Origin of the sequence: Vibrio sp. 10N.286.52.C3, from assembly GCF_041468865.1 — a bacterium.
Lineage (GTDB): Bacteria > Pseudomonadota > Gammaproteobacteria > Enterobacterales > Vibrionaceae > Vibrio > Vibrio crassostreae_C.
Window position 1 is genome coordinate 13,036 of the sequence record NZ_JBFRJM010000060.1, and the last position, 20,943, is coordinate 33,978.

The 20,943-nt window shown below is 44.6% G+C and carries 16 protein-coding genes and 1 pseudogene; 7 read left to right on the forward strand and 10 right to left on the reverse strand.

Going from position 1 to position 20,943, the window contains the following annotated elements; genetic code table 11:
* Positions 1-120: 120 nt before the first annotated feature.
* Complete coding sequence (locus AB4138_RS18550) at positions 121-1,971, reverse strand: ABC transporter ATP-binding protein (RefSeq protein ID WP_102393785.1); 1,851 nt, start codon at positions 1,969-1,971, stop codon at positions 121-123.
* A gap of 586 nt (positions 1,972-2,557) precedes the next feature.
* Between AB4138_RS18550 and AB4138_RS18555 the strand changes: the two genes are divergently transcribed.
* A complete protein-coding gene (locus AB4138_RS18555; RefSeq protein ID WP_017061193.1) occupies positions 2,558-3,532 on the forward strand; it encodes an arginine deiminase-related protein in 975 nt (324 codons plus the stop codon).
* Between the two features lie 133 nt (positions 3,533-3,665).
* On the opposite strand, the gene AB4138_RS18560 is transcribed toward AB4138_RS18555, so the two are convergent.
* The 7 genes from AB4138_RS18560 to AB4138_RS18590 form a co-directional block, all read right to left on the reverse strand.
* Positions 3,666-4,298, reverse strand: coding sequence for an esterase/lipase family protein (locus AB4138_RS18560; protein WP_372307220.1), 633 nt, complete (start codon positions 4,296-4,298; stop codon positions 3,666-3,668).
* 111 nt (positions 4,299-4,409) lie between these two features.
* Positions 4,410-5,249 carry an AraC family transcriptional regulator gene (locus tag AB4138_RS18565; protein WP_017062012.1) on the reverse strand — a complete coding sequence of 280 codons (840 nt, stop codon included), beginning with the start codon at positions 5,247-5,249 and terminating at the stop codon, positions 4,410-4,412.
* Between the two features lie 152 nt (positions 5,250-5,401).
* Positions 5,402-6,229 (reverse strand): GNAT family N-acetyltransferase, encoded by an 828-nt coding sequence (locus AB4138_RS18570; RefSeq protein ID WP_065584472.1) that lies wholly within the window; start codon positions 6,227-6,229, stop codon positions 5,402-5,404.
* Positions 6,230-6,445: 216 nt separating this feature from the next.
* A complete protein-coding gene (locus AB4138_RS18575) occupies positions 6,446-7,021 on the reverse strand; it encodes a mechanosensitive ion channel family protein (RefSeq protein WP_372304495.1) in 576 nt (191 codons plus the stop codon).
* Positions 7,021-7,956, reverse strand: coding sequence for a CorA family divalent cation transporter (locus AB4138_RS18580; protein WP_108091433.1), 936 nt, complete (start codon positions 7,954-7,956; stop codon positions 7,021-7,023). Before AB4138_RS18580 ends, AB4138_RS18575 begins: the two co-directional genes overlap by 1 nt.
* Before the next feature lie 328 nt (positions 7,957-8,284).
* Entirely contained in the window at positions 8,285-9,907 is a 1,623-nt protein-coding gene (locus tag AB4138_RS18585; RefSeq protein WP_372307223.1) for a phosphoethanolamine transferase, read from the reverse strand.
* A gap of 233 nt (positions 9,908-10,140) precedes the next feature.
* Positions 10,141-10,710 carry a porin family protein gene (locus AB4138_RS18590; protein WP_017070155.1) on the reverse strand — a complete coding sequence of 190 codons (570 nt, stop codon included), beginning with the start codon at positions 10,708-10,710 and terminating at the stop codon, positions 10,141-10,143.
* 190 nt (positions 10,711-10,900) lie between these two features.
* Between AB4138_RS18590 and AB4138_RS18595 the strand changes: the two are divergent.
* Both AB4138_RS18595 and AB4138_RS18600 read left to right on the forward strand, forming a co-directional pair.
* A pseudogene (locus AB4138_RS18595) lies at positions 10,901-11,438 on the forward strand (hydrolase).
* Positions 11,439-11,491: 53 nt separating this feature from the next.
* Positions 11,492-12,025 carry an AAA family ATPase gene (locus tag AB4138_RS18600; RefSeq protein WP_016785429.1) on the forward strand — a complete coding sequence of 178 codons (534 nt, stop codon included), beginning with the start codon at positions 11,492-11,494 and terminating at the stop codon, positions 12,023-12,025.
* 20 nt (positions 12,026-12,045) lie between these two features.
* On the opposite strand, the gene AB4138_RS18605 is transcribed toward AB4138_RS18600, so the two are convergent.
* On the reverse strand, positions 12,046-12,210 hold the full coding sequence (locus AB4138_RS18605; protein WP_016785428.1) for a hypothetical protein: 165 nt from the start codon (positions 12,208-12,210) through the stop codon (positions 12,046-12,048).
* 112 nt (positions 12,211-12,322) lie between these two features.
* Positions 12,323-14,386 (reverse strand): ATP-binding protein, encoded by a 2,064-nt coding sequence (locus AB4138_RS18610; protein ID WP_136975820.1) that lies wholly within the window; start codon positions 14,384-14,386, stop codon positions 12,323-12,325.
* A 230-nt stretch (positions 14,387-14,616) separates the two neighbouring features.
* Here AB4138_RS18610 and AB4138_RS18615 point away from each other — a divergent pair, with 230 nt between their 5' ends.
* From AB4138_RS18615 to lhgO, 4 genes are all read left to right on the forward strand, one after another.
* The gene (locus AB4138_RS18615) at positions 14,617-15,957 is read left to right on the forward strand and encodes a sigma-54 dependent transcriptional regulator (RefSeq protein WP_102321268.1); all 1,341 of its coding nucleotides are present in this window, start codon (positions 14,617-14,619) and stop codon (positions 15,955-15,957) included.
* A 321-nt stretch (positions 15,958-16,278) separates the two neighbouring features.
* Complete coding sequence (locus tag AB4138_RS18620; RefSeq protein ID WP_108117226.1) at positions 16,279-17,292, forward strand: TAXI family TRAP transporter solute-binding subunit; 1,014 nt, start codon at positions 16,279-16,281, stop codon at positions 17,290-17,292.
* Between the two features lie 184 nt (positions 17,293-17,476).
* Positions 17,477-19,654 carry a TRAP transporter permease gene (locus AB4138_RS18625; protein ID WP_372307226.1) on the forward strand — a complete coding sequence of 726 codons (2,178 nt, stop codon included), beginning with the start codon at positions 17,477-17,479 and terminating at the stop codon, positions 19,652-19,654.
* 26 nt (positions 19,655-19,680) lie between these two features.
* Complete coding sequence (gene lhgO / locus AB4138_RS18630; protein ID WP_372129503.1) at positions 19,681-20,895, forward strand: L-2-hydroxyglutarate oxidase; 1,215 nt, start codon at positions 19,681-19,683, stop codon at positions 20,893-20,895.
* The last annotated feature ends 48 nt before the right edge of the window (positions 20,896-20,943 follow it).

Here is a 20,943-nt window from a genome sequence, read left to right on the forward strand (position 1 = left end):
CGAGGCGTCTTTGGTGTTAATGTCATTATATAATTACGACATAACATTCTGCCATGTGTAATTTACCGCTAATAAACAAATTGCTGTGAATCACATCGCACTTTTAAAATAGCACAAAAATTAAGCGTTTGTAGCTTGCTCAAGGTCATCGGCAATGAAGCCACCGGTTTGGTGATTCCATAGCTGCGCATAAATACCATTCTGGTTAATCAGCTCTTGGTGCGTGCCTTCTTCTACGATATTGCCGGCATCAAGCACGATCAGGCGATCCATCGCTGCGATGGTCGACAGGCGGTGTGCAATCGCAATAACCGTTTTGCCTTCCATTAGCTCAATCAAGCTCTCTTGAATCGCTGCCTCTACCTCAGAATCGAGTGCAGAAGTTGCTTCATCGAGAACCAATAGTGGTGCATTTTTCAAAAGAACACGTGAGATAGCGACACGTTGACGCTGACCACCAGAAAGCTTAACGCCACGTTCACCTACTTGAGCATCGTAACCAATGTTGCCAAACGGGTCGGTTAGCGTTTCGATAAACTCATGCGCGTGTGCTTGTTTAGTTGCCGCGTATACTTCTTCGTCTGATGCCTCTGGTCGACCGTAAAGAATGTTGTCTTTGATCGAACGGTGCAGCAGTGAGGTATCTTGGGTCACCATACCTATGTTGCTACGCAGAGAATCTTGAGTAACGCTCGAGATCTCTTGGTCATCAATCAGGATGCGACCACTTTCTACATCGTGGAAACGCAGTAGTAAGTTAACTAGGGTCGATTTACCTGCACCTGAACGGCCAACCAAACCCACTTTTTCACCCGGTTTGATGTTGAGGTTTAGGTTGTTGATCACCCCCTTATTCTCACCGTAGTTAAAGCTTACATTGTCGAAGTTGATACCGCCTTGTGGAACCTCCAGAGGCTTCGCGTCTTTCTTGTCTTCAATAGCAATAGGCTTAGACAGAGTTTTAATGCCGTCAATCACGGTACCAAGGTTCTCAAACAGACCACCAATTTCCCACATGATCCATTTCGACATGCCGTTAATACGCAGAGCCAAGCTGACCGCAATCGCGATTGCACCCACGGTGATTGCGCTATCTAGCCATAGGTAGATAGAGATACCCGCAATGCTGAACACCAATAGATAGTTAGCGAATTCCACGCAGATGTTGAAGCCGGTTACCAAGCGCATTTGGCGGTGCACAGTATCTAGGAAGCCTTCCATGCCTTCTTCGGCGTATTCGGTTTCTCTTTTACTGTGTGAGAACAATTTCACCGTCGCGATGTTGGTGTAGCTATCAACAATACGACCTGTCATCAGTGAACGAGCATCCGCTTGCTCTGAAGACACGTCTTTTAGCTTTGGCACGAAGTGCAGTTGAATACCGATGTAAACGAATAGCCAAATCAGCATCGGAGCCATCAAGCGCCAATCTGATTCAGCAAGCATGAACAGCATCGCCGTGAAGTAAACCGTCACGTAGACAAACACATCGACCATCTTGGTCACAGTTTCGCGCACTGCAAGCGAGGTTTGCATCACTTTGGTCGCGACACGTCCGGCGAAGTCATCTTGATAGAAGGACAGGCTTTGCTTCAAAAGGTAGCGGTGTGCTAACCAACGAATCGACATTGGGTAGTTGCCCAGCAAAGTTTGGTGAAGCAATAGCGAGTAAACACTGATCAAGATTGGCATCACAACCAACAGCAGAATACCGAGCCCCATCAATGTCGATTCGTTGTCTGCTAAGAAAGTGTCTGGGTTGCTTGTTGATAGCCAGTCGACCAATTGCCCCATGTAACCGAACAGCGCGACTTCGATGATCGCGATGGTCATGCTCATTAGGCCGAGCAAGATTAACGGTTTTTCAAAACCTCGAGTGTAATGGCGGCAGAATGCCAGTATTCCAGTAGGAGGTTGTATCGGCTCTCCCTTTGGAAAGGCTTCAGTAAAGCCTTCAAATTTCTTGTACATAGATTTCCCTTTATAAACTAGTGCATCTATAAGCGACTGCATCGTTGGTGCAGCTTTGTTTTTATGGTCTTGATTCGAAATTTAACTGTCTTAGTTTGAAATTATATAAGCGCCCATGGGTTCTTATCAGTATTAAGTCATTCGATGGATTTTGTTCTAGCGCCTATTTAGGCACTTGGCTTTAAAACACTAAAACTTTGTCTAAGCGATACAGGAAAGGTCCAAAGAGTGTCTTTCATGACGCTTATTTTAGATTGAATTAGACAGGAAAAGTTAAGCTTATTTCAAACGTAATTGATTGTTATGCAACGGTGATAATCCTAACGTTAAATGGATTGAATTGTAATCAAAACTCGTGATGGGCGAGAAAATGGAATCAGAATATTTATCCATAAAGTGACTTAACGAATATGCATACAGTTGGTTCTTTCTGATGTGCTGTTATCTTGCAGTAAAAATTACCGATTAATCTAAGATCTGCAGTAATTGTTTGGGATAAATATTCAAATCAATATTCTTTTCAGTGAATCTTGTCGTAACAAGTTGTTTACAATTCTGAAGTAAATAAAAGATAGGGACGGTTGAAATGTTAAACCTACACAAAAAATCACTTCATATCACTAATGTTCAAAACGCCAATTGCGTTGTTATGGTGCCACCAAAAGAGTTTAAATTTAACGAAGAAACAGCACGTGATAACGAATTTCAGCACAGAGTTAATCTGACCGAAGCTGAGGTGAAAGTAGAAACGATGGCCGAATTTAAAGCTATGGTCGCTTCGTTGCGTAAAGAAGGTGTGCAAGTTGTAGAGTTTGATTACCCAGAATTGGGCGTTGAAACTCCGGATGCTGTTTTCCCAAACAACTGGTTCAGTACCTGTAGTGATGGAAGCTTATTCACGTTCCCTATGGCGTGTGAAAACCGTCAGAATGAAGTTAAGCCAAATGCTCTTATTGAAGCGTTAGAAGCGTCGGGTCGCATTGTTAACCATAGCGAGTCTCTAGAGTCTTACATCGCGCAAGGTTCTTATCTAGAGAGCACGGGCGTGATGGTTATCGACCATATCAACAAGACCATCTACGCTGCGCTTTCTCAGCGTTGTGACCGCGAAGTGTTAGAAGATTATGCGAAGCGCATTGGTTATTCTCGCGTGGTCTCGTTCCAAACGGCATTACCGTCTGGCCAACCGATTTACCATACCAATGTGATGATGGCGATTGGCGATAACTTCTGCGTGATCTGTGATGAAGTGATTCCTGAGTTTGAACGCCGCTTTGTGGTGAAGTCGCTTGCTAAAGATAAGCAGGTTATCTCTATCTCAATTGATCAGATGAACCGTTTCTGTGGCAACATCCTGCAGCTTGAAACCGTGAATGGCGACAAGGTGATCGCGATGTCTCAATCGGCTTACGATGCGTTTTCTCCAGCCCAGTTAGCTCAGCTTTCGACGCATGGAAAACTGCTGCCATTTAACGTGAAAACGATTGAAGACATTGGCGGTGGTTCGGTGCGATGCATGTTGGGTGAGGTGTTTTTACCAACGCGAGTAAATCGTCTGTAACAAGCACTCACTTTCAGTAATGAATCTTTGAATACCACTCTTATCGCAGAGTGGTATTTTTGTTTTTGTCTTTCACATATAAGAGAACAGAGCTCGATACAGGAGTCAACGCGCAAAAGCTAATGGAAATAAGCTATGAAGCGTCCTTAAAAGCTCTGTGTTCGATGAACTGAGCCGACAGTGTTACGACTTCTTTGGAGTAGACAAGCGCCGTGTGGTTGAGCTTGAGGGCGCAGGTGTCTGTTGCGCCTCGCAGGTTCGCGTCTTCAAGCGTCACCGTGCCATCACCTGGGTTTCTGCCCAATACAATGCGCCCTACACCAGCGTCATAGGTGCCGGTAATCACGCCAATCGGCACATCAATATCATAATCACCCAAGCCATCACTTAAGATCATCTTGCTCGAGCCAAAGATAAAGCCAAGACCATGATTCGAAAGCGTTTTGGCTATGGTTGCCCCATTGTGCGGCGTACCTGCGGTAATAATGCAGGTGTCTGCAAAGTCGGGTTGGTAGAACTTAAAGTAGTGGCGAATCAGCAAGCCACCGAGTGAGTGACCAAAGAAATAGACCTCATCGTACTCATTAAAGCGAGCATTTACGAAGCGATTGAGGCGTTTGGCTGCAGAAGGGAAACGCAGCGAGTTGTAGGCAAACTTGTGCGTTGTAAAGCCGCGTTTTTTGAAGTTTCTATCCAGATATAGCATGATCAACGCAGGCATATATAGACCATGAATTAAAACTATATGTTTGTTTTTATTATTCATTTTTGTCCTCCGTCTGATGATGTCCCCAGTATATTTAGTCGCAATTCTAAACTCAACAAAACTTGCTGTGAATGGGACACAATAGACAGAGAGTGTCGTAGTGGCAGTTCGTTATTCTGACCTGACCCCGCCATAAACGTCTATAGTTAATCCCCCTTGTTTGGCATAAGTATTGGGTGTTAGGCCAATGGTTTTCTTGAGGTAACGAATTAGGTGCGGTTGGTCACTAAACCCAAATTGAAAGGCGACGTCCATCCAGTCGATGTCATCCAAATTTCTCTTATACAAGTATTCCAACATAGCTTCGAGTTTGTTCATCGATTGGCACTGTTTTAATGTCAGCCCTGTTACCTTGTTGAAGCTTCTCTCTAATGTTCTTTGCGAGCAAAACAGCTTGTCGCTAAGCTCTGCAATCGGCGTCGAATCAAGTACACCCAACACTTTGTGAGTGATTTCACTGTGTCTATCTGTTTTACCGGTCGATAACCATGGAAGTAGTAAATCATCCAGCTTCTGGCAACAAGCTTCAAAGTCGGTTTGAGCAAGCTTAATCAGTGACATCGTATCGACATCAGAGTTGTTTAGTAAATCTGCAAGGTCGATGGTATTGACGCGATCTAGGCTTGGGTGCGGGCAATCAGGGGTGACTAACGAATACAAAGCACCAACGTGGAACTTGATGCCCAAGTGAATAAACGGCTTCGAGTGATCAAGTTCAATGGCTTTGTGATGGGGCAGCAACAGGTGGCTGCCAACCCCTTGCTCGACTTGCTGCTCTATTGTGTAGTGATACGGCTGATCGCAGGGGGACAGGATTAAATGCGCTGAAGGGTCAGGGTTGAGTATCGGAAACTGATGAGTTTGGGCATCGGGCGTTTTCTCGATAAGCCAGTAGCAATCAATGAACTGAGCGATTTCAGGGGATTTTGGCGACTGTAACCAATTGATCATTCGAACTTCTATTTCTGATGAGTACTTTACCACTATATGTGGATATCGTTGTCTGTGACAGTTTTATCCATACTAAGTGCTTGCGCTTGGCATCTTAGCTTCACTTCACACTGAGTGCGCATGCTCAGTGCGAGGTAAAGCTGAGTTTTCAACTAGCGAAAATCAAACTGTAAGATGCGATGCTTTGATGACAAGCCAGCGCGTGTGATAGCTTTTTGCGCGCCAATATTGCTATTTTCTGTTGAACAGATAACTTCCAAATCTTGCTGGTTAGCGTGCTGCTTTAGAAAGTTAAGAACACGCGTTGCTAACCCTTTTCCGCGCTCTTGTTGAGCGACAATCATACCCAGGTCGGCAAACTGTGTTTGATGCTCATCGAACTTACGGCACTCACCGGCTGCGAGAACGCTGCCATTTTCCCAGTAGCCCCATAACTCTTGGCGGGCAATCAAATTGCCGTAGTAGCCGGTTAACCACTCTTTTGGCGCACCAATCGTTGATGAAGCAAATTCGACTAATTGATCGAGTTGTTCTTGCGTCGCGAGAGTCATCTCGATGTCTTCAATACGACCTGAATTACGACTAGAGTTAGCTTCTTGGTCTTGGCAATACATCAAGGAGTTCACCTTAAATGAATGGGTGTTATCCATGCATAGTGACAAGTATTGTGGTTCTGCCGTGCTTACGAATGCGCCTTTCACTTCACCAATCACAGAGCTGTTGTTTTCTACGATTAAGGTAAACAAGTCTTCTATATTGGTGTTGGCTGTTGGTGCTAGGTAGAATTGAAGTAAGTAACCTTCTCCGTTCAATACGCAATACCCCACAAGTTTGTCATCTTCGTAAAAGCCGTAATGGTCAGACATAGGTACAAAGCCAAAATGCCACATGCCATCGAGTGGAGCTGTAGATTCAGCAAAGTAAGCCGTTTTAAGTTCGCTTAAGTCGCTAAGTACTGAGATTTTTTTGATGTCTAACATCGCGTTAATTCCTGTTGTTTCGATTCGGTAGAGTGCGTGGTTGTCATCTTGTTCTCAGGTGCGTCAACGGACGATGAGATAAATTGATTAGCCAAGCCACGTTTCAATAGCAGCAATTGTAGGTGAGTACTCTAGATTGATATTGAATAAAAACGACAGTTTTGAAAGGCGTGTAAGTATTAACAGGAGAGCTTATGTTAATTGAAAGAGGGCGCATTACTTATCTGAGTCTTCAGCTTTGATGAGTTTTGTATCGACAGTTTCACTCTTTAACTCAGGATCAACTAATACCTTTATCACGCCTTTTTGTAGGATCAGGTTATTAGGGTAGGTGATAATGTTGCCCGAACTGTGTCGAAGAATAACATGGAACATGGTGATATCGATGATCACACCGCTGATGTCTTCGTCTTTCTCCGCGACTCTTACTCTGTCGCCAATGCGATAAGGGAATACGAAAAATATTAGTACACTGGCTGTGAGGTTACTTAGAATCGACCATTGCGCGAATAAAGCGACACCCAGCACCGCAAATATGGATGATAAAAACAGCGAAATATCACCAAAACCCAAGTTAAGAACAATCGTAAACACAGCGATGAAGAGTAGAAACAGAACGATATTGAAACACTTAATCACGAACTGCTTTCGCTTCAATTCGACGCGCTTATTTTCCGCTAATGTTTCTATCCAGTTTTTCCCCAAGCGTTTTATCACCCAATAAACAGTGATAAGAAGTAAACCTAAACCCACTTGTTTAAGCCACATATTGGATTGCAAAAACTCAACCATTAAATAAACCTCAATTTTTTCAAAATAATGACCTCTGCCGCTATGACCACGAGCAGCCCAACGCAAAATAGTGGGAATGCTATTGGGTTATCTGTTCCGGGTATCCCAGCGATATTGACCCCCAGTAAACCGGTGAAAAACCCAGCAGGGAGGAAAATACCTGCAATGATAGAAAATAGGTACGTATTTCTATTCATTTTTTCAGCTTGTTGCTGACTTAGGCTCGCTAAAAATACATTAATTTGTTCGATGTAAAACTCAACAGACTCATTAATTCTCAGGATGGTATCAAGGCTGTTCTTTATATGACTGTTGTGCTTACTCAATGGTGCAGGCAGGTCACTCATTAAATCCTCAAAAACGTATTTCTGTGGCTTCAAATAGCGCCTTAGTCTAAGTAGCCTTGAATGCAGAGCGTTAATGGTTCTTATGTCGATATTGGATGTAGATTCTAACTCGTCAATTAAGAGTTCGACGGGTACTAGGAAGGTTGAAATACTGTGGTTGATTCCACGTATCATGCCCAGTAATACATCAGGTAATGATGTCGGGCCTTGGTTTTGTTTGAGATCAGATATCAGATTACTGACCGCTTTTGAAGGAACTTTGCGTGTCGATATTAAAGTGCCTTTGTACCATAAGATGCGTAGGCTAAGCATGTCGTCAGGGTTAGCACCTTCGTTTAGATTAATACCTCGCAGAATCATCAAAAAACAGTCGTGGCCAAACTGTTCGAACCGAGGACGGGTGTCATCGGTGAGTAATGAATCGATGATGGCATTTGGAACCGTATTACTGTGGAGCCATTCTCTCAAACCGTCAGCATCTCTTTGGCAGTGATACCAAGTTGATTGCTCGAATGAGGCTGGGCTGGTGGTGTGTTCATGTGCCACACCCTCAGAAAATTGCCAGCTTGAAATTATGAAAGCGTCCATTCATTTGTCCTTAATGATATGACGTAAACATTGATATTGCGGCGCCATTCAGGTGCCGTATTGAACTGAGCTTAATCGTGGTAAGTTCAATGAGCGATGTGAGTGAGATAAAGTCTAATAAGACTAGTTGGTCTTTGGAGCACGCCGGACTCTTCCATTATTGTGTCTATTAAATGTAGCTCATTGTTTCATCGTTATAAATTAGCACTCTGGCTCCATGTTAGCGACGAAAAAAAAGAAAAGACCGAGGTCTTTTCTTTTTAGGAGAAGTTGAGGAGAGCTTGTTCAGGCAACTCGAGTTTTCCGATGGTTTACATAAGCAAAAGCACTACCGACACGCAGAAAAAATGTCTTGGTTCTCTCGATATTCTTTGGTTTGTACATCCATCAAGCCAAGTAAGGAGTCGAACAGATTATCTTGGGAGAAGCTCTGTTCTTTGCCTGCCTTTCTTAAGCAGGTCTGGTTTATCCCTTTCTGCTCGGCGAAACCATCAGACATCCATAGGATCATAGGCACATGGGTTTGCTCTTTCGGTGCCAATGAATAAGGCATGCCGTGTAAGTAGATGCCATTTTCTCCCAATGATTCTCCGTGATCGGAAATGTACATCAGCGCGACATTGTACTTATCGGTGAGTTTCTCTAGTTTCTGAATAGCCTGTGATAGAAAGAAATCTGTGTACAAGATGGTGTTGTCGTAGGTGTTGACCACTTGCTCTTTGGTGCAGTTTTCGATATCAGAACGTGGGCAGTCTGGCACAAACTTCTTATGATCTTCTGGGTATCGCTCAAAGTAAGTTGGGCCGTGAGATCCGGAGATATGATAGAAAATGATGCTATCTTGTTTAAGATCTTGAGTATCTTGTTCTAAGTTCTCTAGCATGGCTGTGTCATAGCACACATCTTTATTACACAGCGGGTCGCTGTCTTTGGCGACGAGAGTCATCTCTTTGATTCGATGTGCGACCGCCTTGTCTCCACCATCGTGCTCTCGCCAGATAGAGTGAATGCCCGCGCGGTTCATAATGTCGACCACGTTATCTTGGTTGTAGGCTTTGTCGCGATCGTAGTTGCTGCGGTTCATGTTAGAAAACATACACGGCACAGAAACCGCAGTGGCTGTTCCGCATGACTGAACATCAGAGAAAAAGATCGGATTATAGGGTTTGGTATGAGCATTGGTTTCTTTCTCATAGCCATAATATTGGTAGTTATATACACGTGCTGTTTCACCAAGAACAAACACCAATAAGGTCGGTTTGGTTGCCGCTTTTGCTTGTGGCTTGAGTTGAGCATCTAATCCCAATTCTTGATAGGGGATGGGCTGTTTGATGTAGGTGTTATTGATGTATTTGACTGTTGATGCTACGTATTCGGTCGGAATGATCATCTTTTTAAGATGAGAGTTATTACGACCAATCGACACATAATCTTTGTAAAACAACCCGGCAATGATGGCAATGACGATCAACGAAGAGAGCAATCCAATCGCCTTCCCAATAGCAAAATCTTTCCAAGATTCTCTTTCAAGATCCGTAAATAAAAGCAGCAGTGACGGGACTCCTCCCATCAGAACAAACCATAAAATAGAATAGCTGCTTAGGTAGCTAGCAGCCTCTCCGCTGTTGGTTTCGAAGACGTTTTCTATCATTCCATAGTCTACAAAAATGCCGTAGTTGAACATGCTGTAGCTGACTAAGGTTGAGGTGATCAGCAATAAGATGAAAAACGGCTTAGAGAAAATAGGCCAGTTGAAGACTTGGAAGATTAAATTAAAGGCAGCAAGGAAGAAGATAGGAATGGAGATAAGAAACGCAACGCTTTCAGACTTCGATGCCTGAACAATACTAAACAGTTCTTGGGAGAGAGGTAGATTGACGACAAGCAGATAATACACGGCCAACACAAAAGGCAGCTTGTTTATCGACATGTTAAAGCTTGGTAGATTCATAGGTCTTGTTTTCCTGCGTCTCTTATCCCTTTATTTTAGTCTCGCTACCAAGAAAGCTCTAATATCAACGCATAAAGCTCAGTAAGTAATGGTGAGCGATAAACCGGCTAAAGTGAAATGACGCGATAGTGCGTGTAGAAACAAAAAATTCACTTTACTGAGTGACCTTCATGACAAGGTGGAACAGCAAAGTGAATTAGTATGTTCAGCTTATTCTATGTGGTTCAATCACATTAGAAGTTGTAAGAACCACCGAAGCTAATGCTGTTGAAGGCAAGTGTTTTGTCTTCTTTCTTAAAGCCGTAGTCGTTCTCAACACTCACTGCGTCTGCTTGTGAGATTAGGCGTAGTGTTAGATGTTCGATTGGCGTGTATTCAACACCAACACCAAAGTGGAAACCGGTACCGCTGTCATCATCGTAACCAGCGCTCTTATTTGCGTGTAGGTCAACAGAGCTTAAACCAGCCAATACGAACGGACGAATCGTGTTGTCGAACGTGTAACCTAGGTTTGCTGATACAGAAACAGACGTTGGAGACATTTTTTCTGTACCTTTTTTGTAGTCTGCGTAGTCGTTGTAGCCAAGCTCAACACCTACGATACGGTTGAACTGGTAGCCGCCGTATAGGTTGTAACCCATGCCGTCTGAGTCTAGGTTGCCTTGACCGTCTGTATCAGAATCTTGGTACACACCAAGACCGCCACCGATGTACGCACCACCGTCAGTGCCTGCTGCTAATGCAGGAAGAGAAACCGCGCCGATTAAACCCAGTGCTAATGCTGATTTCGCGAATTTGTTCATTGTTCTTACTCACTCTTTAATGTCATGCAGTATCAATTATTTTTGTTGTCGGCCTTTCGACCGTTGGTGAGCATTATTCCGTAGTCTTATACGTATTACTGTATGGCTTTGTAAGCTAAATCGTTACATAGTAGATAAAATGCTCATCCGGTTGCTTAGTGAGTTAGGCTGCCAAAAACAAGGAATACACATGCTAATGAAACAAAATACATGTTTGGTGGTTGTGGACGTGCAAGGTAAGCTTGCACGCCTTGTTGATGAGAGTGAGACACTTATTTCTAACTGTGGAAAGTTGATTAAGGGCGCACAGGTTTTGGGTCTGCCAATTATTCGTTTGGAGCAGAATCCAGAGAAGCTAGGTGCGACGGTTGATGAACTCAATGACCTTTTGAGTGATGCTAAACCAATACCTAAATTCACGTTTAACGCGTGTGATGAGCCCAAGTTTGTTGAGGCGGTTCAAACCAAGGATGTAGAGACTTGGTTGGTGTGGGATTGAGGCTCATATTTGTGTTTATCAAACCGCATTGGGTTTGTTGGAGCTTGGGTACAGGGTTCAGGTAGTTGGCGACTGTATTGGTTCACGGACAGCATTGAATAAGAAGTTGGCTATCAGCCGATTACAGGACGCTGGTGTCCAAATTACGGGATTAGAAATGAGCTTATACGAGCTAGTGAAAGATTGCCGCGCACCAGAATTTAAGCTCATTCTATCCTTGATTCGTTAACTTGGGTTTCGTTTAGGTCCGATTCGTTAACTTTCCATTTTGAAGAGGTTTATTTGAACAATCTAATCGTATTTACCGGAGGGCCGGGATCTGGAAAAACCTCAGTCATCGATGCTTTGAAAAGTCTGGGCTATCGCTGCGCACCAGAAGTTGGACGTAAAGTGATTCAGCAACAAGTCGAGCAACAAGGTAGAGCCTTGCCGTGGTTAGATAAAGTGACTTTTCGTGACGAAATGGTGCGAGAGGAGTTAGCGAATTACCAAGCGTTTGAGGAAAGTGAGCAACTCGTTTTCTTTGATAGAAGCATCGTAGATTCATACGGTTACAGCTTGTTAGAAACGTTGCCTATTTCAGAGTCTTTGCTGAATAACTGTAATGAACTGGAATACAACAGCAAGGTATTTATCTTCCCGCCATGGGATTCGATTTTCATCAATGACCAAGAGCGCAAGCAAGATTTTGATGAAGCGATCGCCACCTATGAAAAGATGGTGACAGCCTATAATCAGTTTGGTTATCAGCTGGTGGAAGTGCCTAAGCTATCTGTTGAGGTACGAGTCGAGTTTATCTTAGCCTCGGTTGGTTAGATTAATCGAAACAGTCGGTGTTACGGCTCTTGAGAGGCGATTGTCGAACCGCCACCGATACCGACAGCAATGATTTGTCTGGTGTTATGTAGCCAGCTGGCTGCGGTTTCAACGTCTTGCCCTTTGAACAGAGTGCGGTTGATGTCTAGGTTCTTGCTTGATTGTTTCGTTGATACTTTAGTCACTGTTTGCTCAACCGGTTCATGCGTCAGACACGAATACCTACCAAGATGTACTCTCTTAATAAGCTAAAATATATACGAGTCAATTATCGTAATTTTTGAGTCTTATTAGTAACTACTCACTATCTATATTCTTCAGCGTTAATGTGAATGTCATGCCTTGGTCTGGGTTGTTCTTTGCTATCAAGGTGCCTTGCATATCCCGTACATTGTTGGCTGTAATAGCTAACCCCAGCCCCAAACCTTCGCCCATTTTTTTGTTGGTATGAAACGGTTCGAAAATGGTTTCGAGTTGGTCTTCTGATACACCGCAGCCATTATCTTGCACCTTGATGATCACACGTTGTTGATCGGTATGTGCACTGATAACAATGGTCGCGGGTGTTTGATTCTGAGTAGCATCGATGGCGTTTCTAAGCAGGTTACCAAGCACTTGGCGAAGTCGTGCTTCTTCTCCCATTACCATCGAAATATTGGAAGCGATACGCACACGAATATCGACGCTGTCTAGCTCGGTTTGATGAATACGCAGGGTTTCTTGCAGTGCGTCTGTTAGGGAAACAGGATAAGGTTTCTCAAGCCTTTGAAAGGCGAATGACTTCAGCTGGCTAGTCATGTTAGCCATTCGGTCGATTAGGCTCATCACCAGATCCATGTTCGCTTTCAGCATCTTAGTCTCGCCTCTTTCCATCAGCAACTGGTTACTCGAAAGTAGGGTTTTTAGGCCAGTAAGCGGCTGATTGAGTTCATGAGTAATCGCACTCGACATCCGCCCTAGTGCAGCCAGTTTGCTAGATTCGACAAGTTCTTGCTGCGCATCTTTTAGATCTTGAGTTCGCTCTTCGACCCGCAGTTGTAGCGTTTTATTGGCGTTTTGCACCGCAATTTCGGCTTTCTTACGTTTGCTGATATCGATTACGGTACACAGGTAGTAAGTCGTCGCATGCCAAGGAAAGGCGCTAATAGAGAACAAGACTGGGAAGTAGCTGCCATCGCTGCGTCTTGCCATGGTTTCGACGCTAGTTATCTCGGCCAGCTCTTGATGCTGCTCTAAGTTTTTGAGCAGTTGCAAGGTGGTTGAATTCGGGTTACCTGCCTCAAATAACTGCCACGCCTTGATGTTATTGATCATTGAATCAGATAGTGAAAAGTAGTTCTTCGCCATCAGGTTGATATCGTGAATGCGTCCGTGTTTATCGATCAGTATTAACCCAACATGGGTTTTATTGATCATCCCAGACAGTCGTTTCTCAGACTCTTCGATAAGCTTTTGGATTCTCAGATTGCTGAGCTTTTTCTGGCGTCTTTGGTAAAGAATAACCAACAGTAACAGAATGAAAAGACAGCCAACCGCCACACTCCAGCTGATCCAGTTCGTGGTCTGGTTGAGGCTGGTTAATGGCGTTAGGTAGGTTAAACGCCAATTCAGATCGTCTAACTTGATGGACTGAATTAGGTAATCTTTATCTTGCAATCGCCACACGCGAATATGGGTTTGGTCATACAGCTCACGTTTTGTCGCTGTGGGCTGAGAATTGAAGGTGTCATTGAACCAATCGGCACTCAACCTGTTGTCACTGGAGAGAAAGAACTGATCGCGAGGGTTCTGAAACAGTATCGCCTCACCATCGGCAAACCATTGATCGGTTAACAATGACAAATCGATTTGCACCGCGACAATGCCAACCACATCAGAGGCTCGATATACGGGTGCCGCTATGAAGTAATCGGGTGTCACGCCTTTGTTTTTTGTCACCACTGAAATCGCACCACCTTGTTGGTGGATCTTCGAAACAATTGTACTGGCGTTCTTATTGCTCAGTTTGCTTCTTTCAACACTCGATACCAACAAGTCCCCTTCGCCAGAAAGCAGATACCAGCCCTTGGTGTTGGCGGCTTTATCCAATTGAATCAGCTGCTTCTTAATGCGTTTTTCTAGGCGGGCTTCACCATCAATGAAGCGCACACTGGTTTCATCATTGGTTACTAGGTAGGGCAGATAATAGAAACGCTTAAGGGTTCGCCTTGCTTCGGCAATGTAGCCAAGGAAGCGCTGTTCGGCATAGCGTTGGGCTTGTTCAAGCTTCCACTGGCTGATGCCATTCTTGGTGGTGACCTGCACCAAACCAATCAATAAACAGGTACACAGGAATAACCAATATCGATTGTTATTCATCATTGCTGATCAAATCCCTTTAAAATTAGTGGCTTGCCTCTTTGAGCTAGTGGTTTGACAAGGTTATATGTTTGCTTTTTAAGCGAATGGAGAGTGAGACAAATCGAAGCTAACAAACATTATTAAACTGTTAAAGGAGTGTTATTCAAAGTGGGAGCTAGCTCCTTTTCGTCTGAGGTTTTTTTACATACCGTGGACGATATTAATCAGATGTAGAGTGGCGGAACCAAACTATGCAGCGTATTGCTTTAATTGAAGATGACGCGATTGTGCGTCAAGCAACCAGCCAATGGTTGCAGCTGGCTGGCTTCGATGTCACCGCATTTGAAGTAGGACAAGATGCGTTAAACGCCGTAGAGCAGGGTGATTTTCAAACCATTATCACCGATGTTCGTTTACCTGATATTGATGGTGTTGATCTGCTAGGGCGTTTCAAAGGTCTTGTGCCAGATGTGCCTGTTATTTTGATTACTGGGCATGGTGATGTCGATATGGCGGTGAAAGCCTTACAGCAAGGTGCCTATGACTTCATTGAGAAGCCATTCGACCCAGAGCGTCTGTCTCAAACGGTATCGGAAGCGGTAGATAAACATCAAAGTGGCCAAGACAGAAACAGTCGTCAGAACTATCTGGATAACCTTAAGGGCATTGAACAGGTGCTGATCGGTCGCAGTAAAGTGATGTGTGAACTGCGCGAGCAAATCCAGAAAGTCGCTTCCATAGACACCAACGTGATCATCTATGGTGAAACGGGTTGTGGTAAAGAGCTGGTCGCCTCTTGCTTACATGAATTCAGCCAACGTAAAACCCATCCGTTTGTTCCGCTCAACTGTGGCGCAATCCCAGAAAATCTCTTTGAAAGCGAGCTGTTTGGACACGAAGCCGGAGCGTTTACTGGTGCGGCCAAACGACGCATTGGTAAGCTGGAATTTGCCGACAAAGGCACAGTGTTCCTTGATGAAATAGAGAGTATGCCGCTGTCGATGCAGGTAAAAGTGCTGCGCACCTTGCAAGATAATGTCGTCGAACGCGTGGGGGGGAATCAGCAACAACATGTTGATCTACGAGTGGTCTCTGCCTCGAAAAGCGATCTACTGAATCACCCCGACTTTCGCCAAGATCTATTCTATCGTTTGAATGTTGCCCAGCTGCATTTGCCTCCACTCAGTGAGCGTGAAGAAGATGCCTTACTTTTGTTTGAACACTTCACCCAAGAAGCCAATTCCGAAACACGTATAGCCAGTGAGGCTGATCGCTATGCACTGCTCTCGTATGCGTGGCCGGGCAATGTGCGTGAACTGCGTAATGTTGCGATTCGTTTTGCATTGGATGAAAGCTTGACCGTTGGGGATATTTTGGCGTGTCGTCCCAATTCTGTCACAGAGTCCACAACGGCGGGCATCCCTTTGGCGGTTCAAGTACAGAGCTTTGAAAGGAAAGTGATTCATGATGCCTTAGTTCGTTATAAAGGGCGTATCAATGACGTGATGCAAGATTTGGATTTACCTCGTCGAACATTGAACCAAAAGATGGTGCGTTATGGGTTAAATCGAAGTGACTATGTTGACCCTTAGAGAGCGGCTTCATCGCAGTGCTTGTTGATTTTTAATGAGCAATAAATGGCTCATTGCATATTTATTAATTTACATACATTGATCACACAACTGCAACATGGTGTGACTTGCTTCCCGATCTACAGGTGTTAATTCCGGTAGCCGATAAGCCAAAAATGGCTTACTTAATAACAGGGGAATAAGCAAAAAACGGCTTATTTTAAATAGGTTTTAAAATAAAAGTAAATTAAAACAAATGGTTAAAAACTGGCATTGTGCTTGCTATCTAGTGATTGTTGTTAACAAAAATATAACGTGAATAACCCTACATGGAGAGTAACAATGAAATACAACAAGCTAGTTAAAACTTTAGCGATAGCAATGGCTTCTCTTGGCCTTATCAGTCATGCGTCAGCTGAAGAAGATCGCAGCTATATTTTAGCGACGGCCTCAACGGGTGGTACTTACTATCCGGTAGGTGTGGCCTTAGCGACATTGAGTAAAGTTAAGCTTGCGCCTAAGCAGCACTTTTCTTTAGCGGCTATCAGCTCTGCGGGCTCGGGTGAGAACGTAAAGTTGTTGAACGAGAACGAAGCTCAGTTCGCTATTCTACAAGGTTTGTATGGTGCTTGGGCTTGGCAGGGTTTGGGGCCATATGAGAAATCTGGCAGACAAACTCAACTGCGTTCAGTTTCCATGTTATGGCAAAACGTAGAACACTTTATTGTGCGTTCAGATCTAGCAAAAACAGGTACGGTAAGCGATCTAGAGAACCTAAACGGTAAGAAATTCTCTATCGGTAAGAAGAACTCTGGGACTGAAAACTCAGGTCGTCAAATCATGCAAGGCTTATCCGTGGACCCAGAACAATTTAAACTCGCCTTTATGGGTTATGGTGGCAGTGCGAGCGCATTACAAAATGGCACAATTGATGGTATGAACACGCCTGCTGGTGTTCCTGTTGGTGCGGTGACGCAAGCCTTTGCAGCACTGGGTGAAGATATTCAAATCTTGTCGTTTACCGATGCACAAATCAAACAAGCGAATGGTGATTACAATATTTGGACCAAGTATGAGATCCCAGCAAACACTTATCCAGGTGTCGATAAACCAATTACTACGATTGCCCAACCTAACTTCCTAGCGGTTCGTGAAGACATTTCTGAAGAAGATGTGTATCAACTGACCAAAGCTATCTATGAAAACCTACCTTTCCTACAAGGTATCCATAAAGCAACCAAAGCAATGGCACTTGAGAAAGGGATCGCAGGTCTGCCTGTTCCTCTTCACCCAGGCGCTGCACGTTATTATCGAGAGATGGGCATCGAGATCCCTTCTGAGTTGATCGTTAACTAGCTTATCTTTTGTCAGGTAACTATTGGTTCGTGAGCTAATGATTTGTCGCGAACTAGCTGTTTGTCATCAACTAACCCCTTCGTGACTTAATTGCTTGGTGCACGTTCGCTCAAGAATGTGTTCGTGCACCTCCTCACTTTATGGATTTTCTCTTCGTGTTTGCTGCGGAGAGCAGGAGTTTTCTATGAGCGATTCGCTGCAGCAGGAACTGAAAAAATTTGAACTGCCGACCCGAACGGATTTTCCGTGGGTGGGCAAAGCAATAACGACAATGGGAGTGCTCCTCTCGTTGTTACACATTTGGTTTAACACCTTATCTACCTTGCCTGAGCTTTGGATCTCGGCGACCCACTTCGCTGGCTTTGCGATCATTTGTGCACTCTGGTATCCCGCTCATATCTCGCTGAAAAATAGCAAGATAGCGCTGGCTGTCGACATCGGAATTGCCTTGGCGGCTCTGGCTTGTCTTATCTATATCCCCTTCGCAGAAGACGCCCTTTATGACCGAGGCGTAAAATTTATCGCCAGTGATTGGTTTTTCTCTATCTTGGCGATTGCCATCGTCATCGAGCTGATTAGACGCACTATGGGCTGGTTCATTCCAGTGCTTATCTTAGTGTGTTTAAGCTATGTAGTGCTTTGGGGACAATGGACCAGCGGTATTTTTCATTTTCCGGGTTTAAGCCTTGAGACGTTACTTTATCGAAGCTTTTATTCATCAGAAGGGATGTTTGGTTCGATCTCAAGAATCAGTTGGACCTTCGTGTTCATGTTCATCTTATTTGGCGCATTTTTAGTTCGATCTGGTGTCGGCGACTACATTATTGATGTATCCCGTGCCGCGGCGGGCAAAGTGATTGGTGGCCCTGGTTTCATTGCCGTTATTGGCTCCGGCTTGATGGGCTCAGTCTCCGGGTCGAGCGTAGCAAACACAGTATCGACGGGCGTGATCAGTATTCCCTTGATGCAAAAGGCAGGTTTCCCTTCGCGCTTCGCGGCAGGTGTTGAAGCGGCTGCATCTACTGGCGGGCAGCTGATGCCACCTGTGATGGGTGCGGGCGCGTTCATCATGGCCTCTTACACGCAAATTCCTTATGTCGATATTATTGCGGTTTCCTTCGTTCCTGCGCTTATCTACTTTTTGTCTGTGGCATTCTTCGTGCGCATCGAAGCAAAACGCAGTGGTGTGCAAAAGGTGACTTCTGGCTGTGAGCCTCTATTGAAAGTATTGCTGTCGGGTTGGCACAACCTGATCCCATTAGCGGTGTTAGTGACTCTGTTGGTGAAGGGCTTTACGCCGACTTACGCTGCGGGCATCTCGATTCTGTCTGTCGTGGTGGCTTCATGGTTCTCTAAAAATCACAAAATGGGTCCAAAGGCGATCATCGAAGCGCTTTCTCAAGGCGCAAAAAACATGGCGACCACGGCTGTGTTGCTAGTGGGCATTGGTCTGGTGATCAACGTGATCAGCACGACTGGTATTGGTAACACCTTCTCGTTGATGATCAATAGCTGGGCGAACGGCGATTTGTTGGTGATGATCGCCTTAATTGCACTGGCGTCTTTGATTCTGGGCATGGGGTTACCAGTAACCGCGGCTTATATCGTGTTGGGTACTCTGTCTGCACCAGCTTTGTATAAACTGATTGCTGAAAGTCAGTTGCTCGACCTGTTGGTTTCGGGACAGTTACCGGAACAGGCGAAAGCTATCTTCATGTTGGCTGCGCCAGATAAGCTTGATTTGCTGAACGCGCCAATGGCACTTGAAACAGCCAAAGAGATGATTGCGTTAGTCCCTGCTGATTTTGTGGAAACTCTGCTTGAACAGAGCCTTGGCTTAGAAGCGATCAGCCTTGCACTGCTTTCTGCCCACTTGATCATTTTCTGGCTATCGCAAGACAGCAACGTGACTCCGCCTGTTTGTTTAACTGCATTTGCGGCTGCAACCATTGCTAAAACACCCCCGATGAGAACGGGATTAATGGCATGGAAGATAGCCAAAGGCTTGTATTTAGTACCATTGTTGATTGCCTACACTAACTTGGTAAGTTGGGATGTGATCTCCGTGTTAGTCACGGGTGGCTTTGCTGTTATTGGTACTTACGCGTTTATCGCGGCGATTGAAGGTTATCTAGAGAGCGAAGTTAATATTATTACTCGAGTAGCGTTGGTTGCGGTAGGTATAGCTCTAGTATGGCCTGATGTTTCAGTCGTGATCCGTTTGGTATGTGTTGCCATTTTTGTTGGCATATTTATCTACAGCGGTCGTAAATACGATGCTAATCAAGTGAAAATGGAATCAGAAAGTGAGGAAAAAAAGTTACCTCAAATCGGGTCTAACACTGTCGCGTCTTCCCTATAATTAAAAGGATTGAATGTAGGAATATTATGAACTCAATATACGACTATATTATCGTTGGTGGCGGCATTGTTGGCGTGTCGACGGCTTGGCAATTACAGCAAGCTCACCTTGATAAAAGTATCCTTTTAGTCGAGAAGGAACGTGGTTTCGCGCAGCACCAAACTGGCCATAATAGCGGGGTGATTCATGCTGGTGTTTACTACGCTCCGGGCAGTTTAAAGGCGGATTTTTGTAAACGCGGCGTAGAGCGCACCATCGCCTTTTGTAGCCAACACGATATCCCCGTCGAAAACTGCGGTAAGTTGTTGGTCGCGACCAATGAGCAAGAAGTGGAGCGAATGAATGCGCTCTATCAGCGTTGCCACGATAACGATATTGATGTTGATTTGTTGGATCAAGCTCAGCTCAAACTTGCCGAGCCAAATATCACGGGTTTGGGTGCGATTTATGTCAAAACCACCAGTATCGTCGACTACAAAAAAGTCACCGAAGTGATGGCTCAAGAGTTTGTTGAGGCGGGTGGTAAGCTCAGCCTTGGTACGGAAGTGATCATGGCCGATGAGCAAGAAGATGAAGTGCAGTTAACGTGCAAAGTAGATGGTCAGACTCTTCAACTGAACAGTCGATTCTTGATTACGTGTTCTGGCTTGATGGCCGATAGAATGACCAAGATGTTAGACATCGAAACCGACTTCCAAATCGTGCCTTATCGCGGTGAGTATTATCAGTTAGACGCTAAGCACAACCAAGTGGTGAATCATCTTATCTATCCGATCCCTGACCCAGAACTGCCTTTCTTGGGCGTGCATTTAACACGCATGATTGATGGCTCCGTAACAGTAGGGCCAAATGCAGTTCAAGGCTGGAAGCGAGAAGGTTATGGCAAGCTTAACTTTAGCTTCAAGGACACTTGGCAGATGCTGAGCTTTGTGGGTTTTTGGAAAGTGACTGCGAATCACTTGAAAACGGGTTTGGTCGAGTTTAAGAACTCGTGGTGGAAACCGGGATATCTAAAGCTAGTGAACAAATATTGCCCGAGTATTACGGTTGATGATTTTAAGCCTTATCCTGCTGGGATTCGTGCTCAAGCGGTACTGAAGGATGGCACCTTGGTCCATGATTTCCTGTTTGCCGAAAGCCCAAGAAGCTTACATGTATGTAACGCGCCATCACCGGCTGCGACCTCTGCAATGCCGATTGGTGAGTACATCTGTGGCAAGGTAATGAAAAAGACGGCTTGATGATAACTAAAGGTTATTAAGTTGAGATGCTCTCCGAAGACAATAAAA

Bases quoted from the DNA above. Each gene is read 5' to 3' on its own strand.
- AB4138_RS18625 (WP_372307226.1), top strand. From the start codon at position 17,477: ATGAGCGATTCGCTGCAGCAGGAACTGAAAAAATTTGAACTGCCGACC.
- AB4138_RS18585 (WP_372307223.1), bottom strand. From the start codon at position 9,907: ATGAATCTACCAAGCTTTAACATGTCGATAAACAAGCTGCCTTTTGTG.
- AB4138_RS18555 (WP_017061193.1), top strand. From the start codon at position 2,558: ATGTTAAACCTACACAAAAAATCACTTCATATCACTAATGTTCAAAAC.
- AB4138_RS18575 (WP_372304495.1), bottom strand. From the start codon at position 7,021: ATGGTTGAGTTTTTGCAATCCAATATGTGGCTTAAACAAGTGGGTTTA.
- AB4138_RS18610 (WP_136975820.1), bottom strand. From the start codon at position 14,386: ATGATGAATAACAATCGATATTGGTTATTCCTGTGTACCTGTTTATTG.
- AB4138_RS18570 (WP_065584472.1), bottom strand. From the start codon at position 6,229: ATGTTAGACATCAAAAAAATCTCAGTACTTAGCGACTTAAGCGAACTT.
- AB4138_RS18620 (WP_108117226.1), top strand. From the start codon at position 16,279: ATGAAATACAACAAGCTAGTTAAAACTTTAGCGATAGCAATGGCTTCT.
- AB4138_RS18560 (WP_372307220.1), bottom strand. From the start codon at position 4,298: ATGAATAATAAAAACAAACATATAGTTTTAATTCATGGTCTATATATG.
- AB4138_RS18565 (WP_017062012.1), bottom strand. From the start codon at position 5,249: ATGATCAATTGGTTACAGTCGCCAAAATCCCCTGAAATCGCTCAGTTC.
- AB4138_RS18580 (WP_108091433.1), bottom strand. From the start codon at position 7,956: ATGGACGCTTTCATAATTTCAAGCTGGCAATTTTCTGAGGGTGTGGCA.
- lhgO (WP_372129503.1), top strand. From the start codon at position 19,681: ATGAACTCAATATACGACTATATTATCGTTGGTGGCGGCATTGTTGGC.
- AB4138_RS18550 (WP_102393785.1), bottom strand. From the start codon at position 1,971: ATGTACAAGAAATTTGAAGGCTTTACTGAAGCCTTTCCAAAGGGAGAG.
- AB4138_RS18590 (WP_017070155.1), bottom strand. From the start codon at position 10,710: ATGAACAAATTCGCGAAATCAGCATTAGCACTGGGTTTAATCGGCGCG.
- AB4138_RS18615 (WP_102321268.1), top strand. From the start codon at position 14,617: ATGCAGCGTATTGCTTTAATTGAAGATGACGCGATTGTGCGTCAAGCA.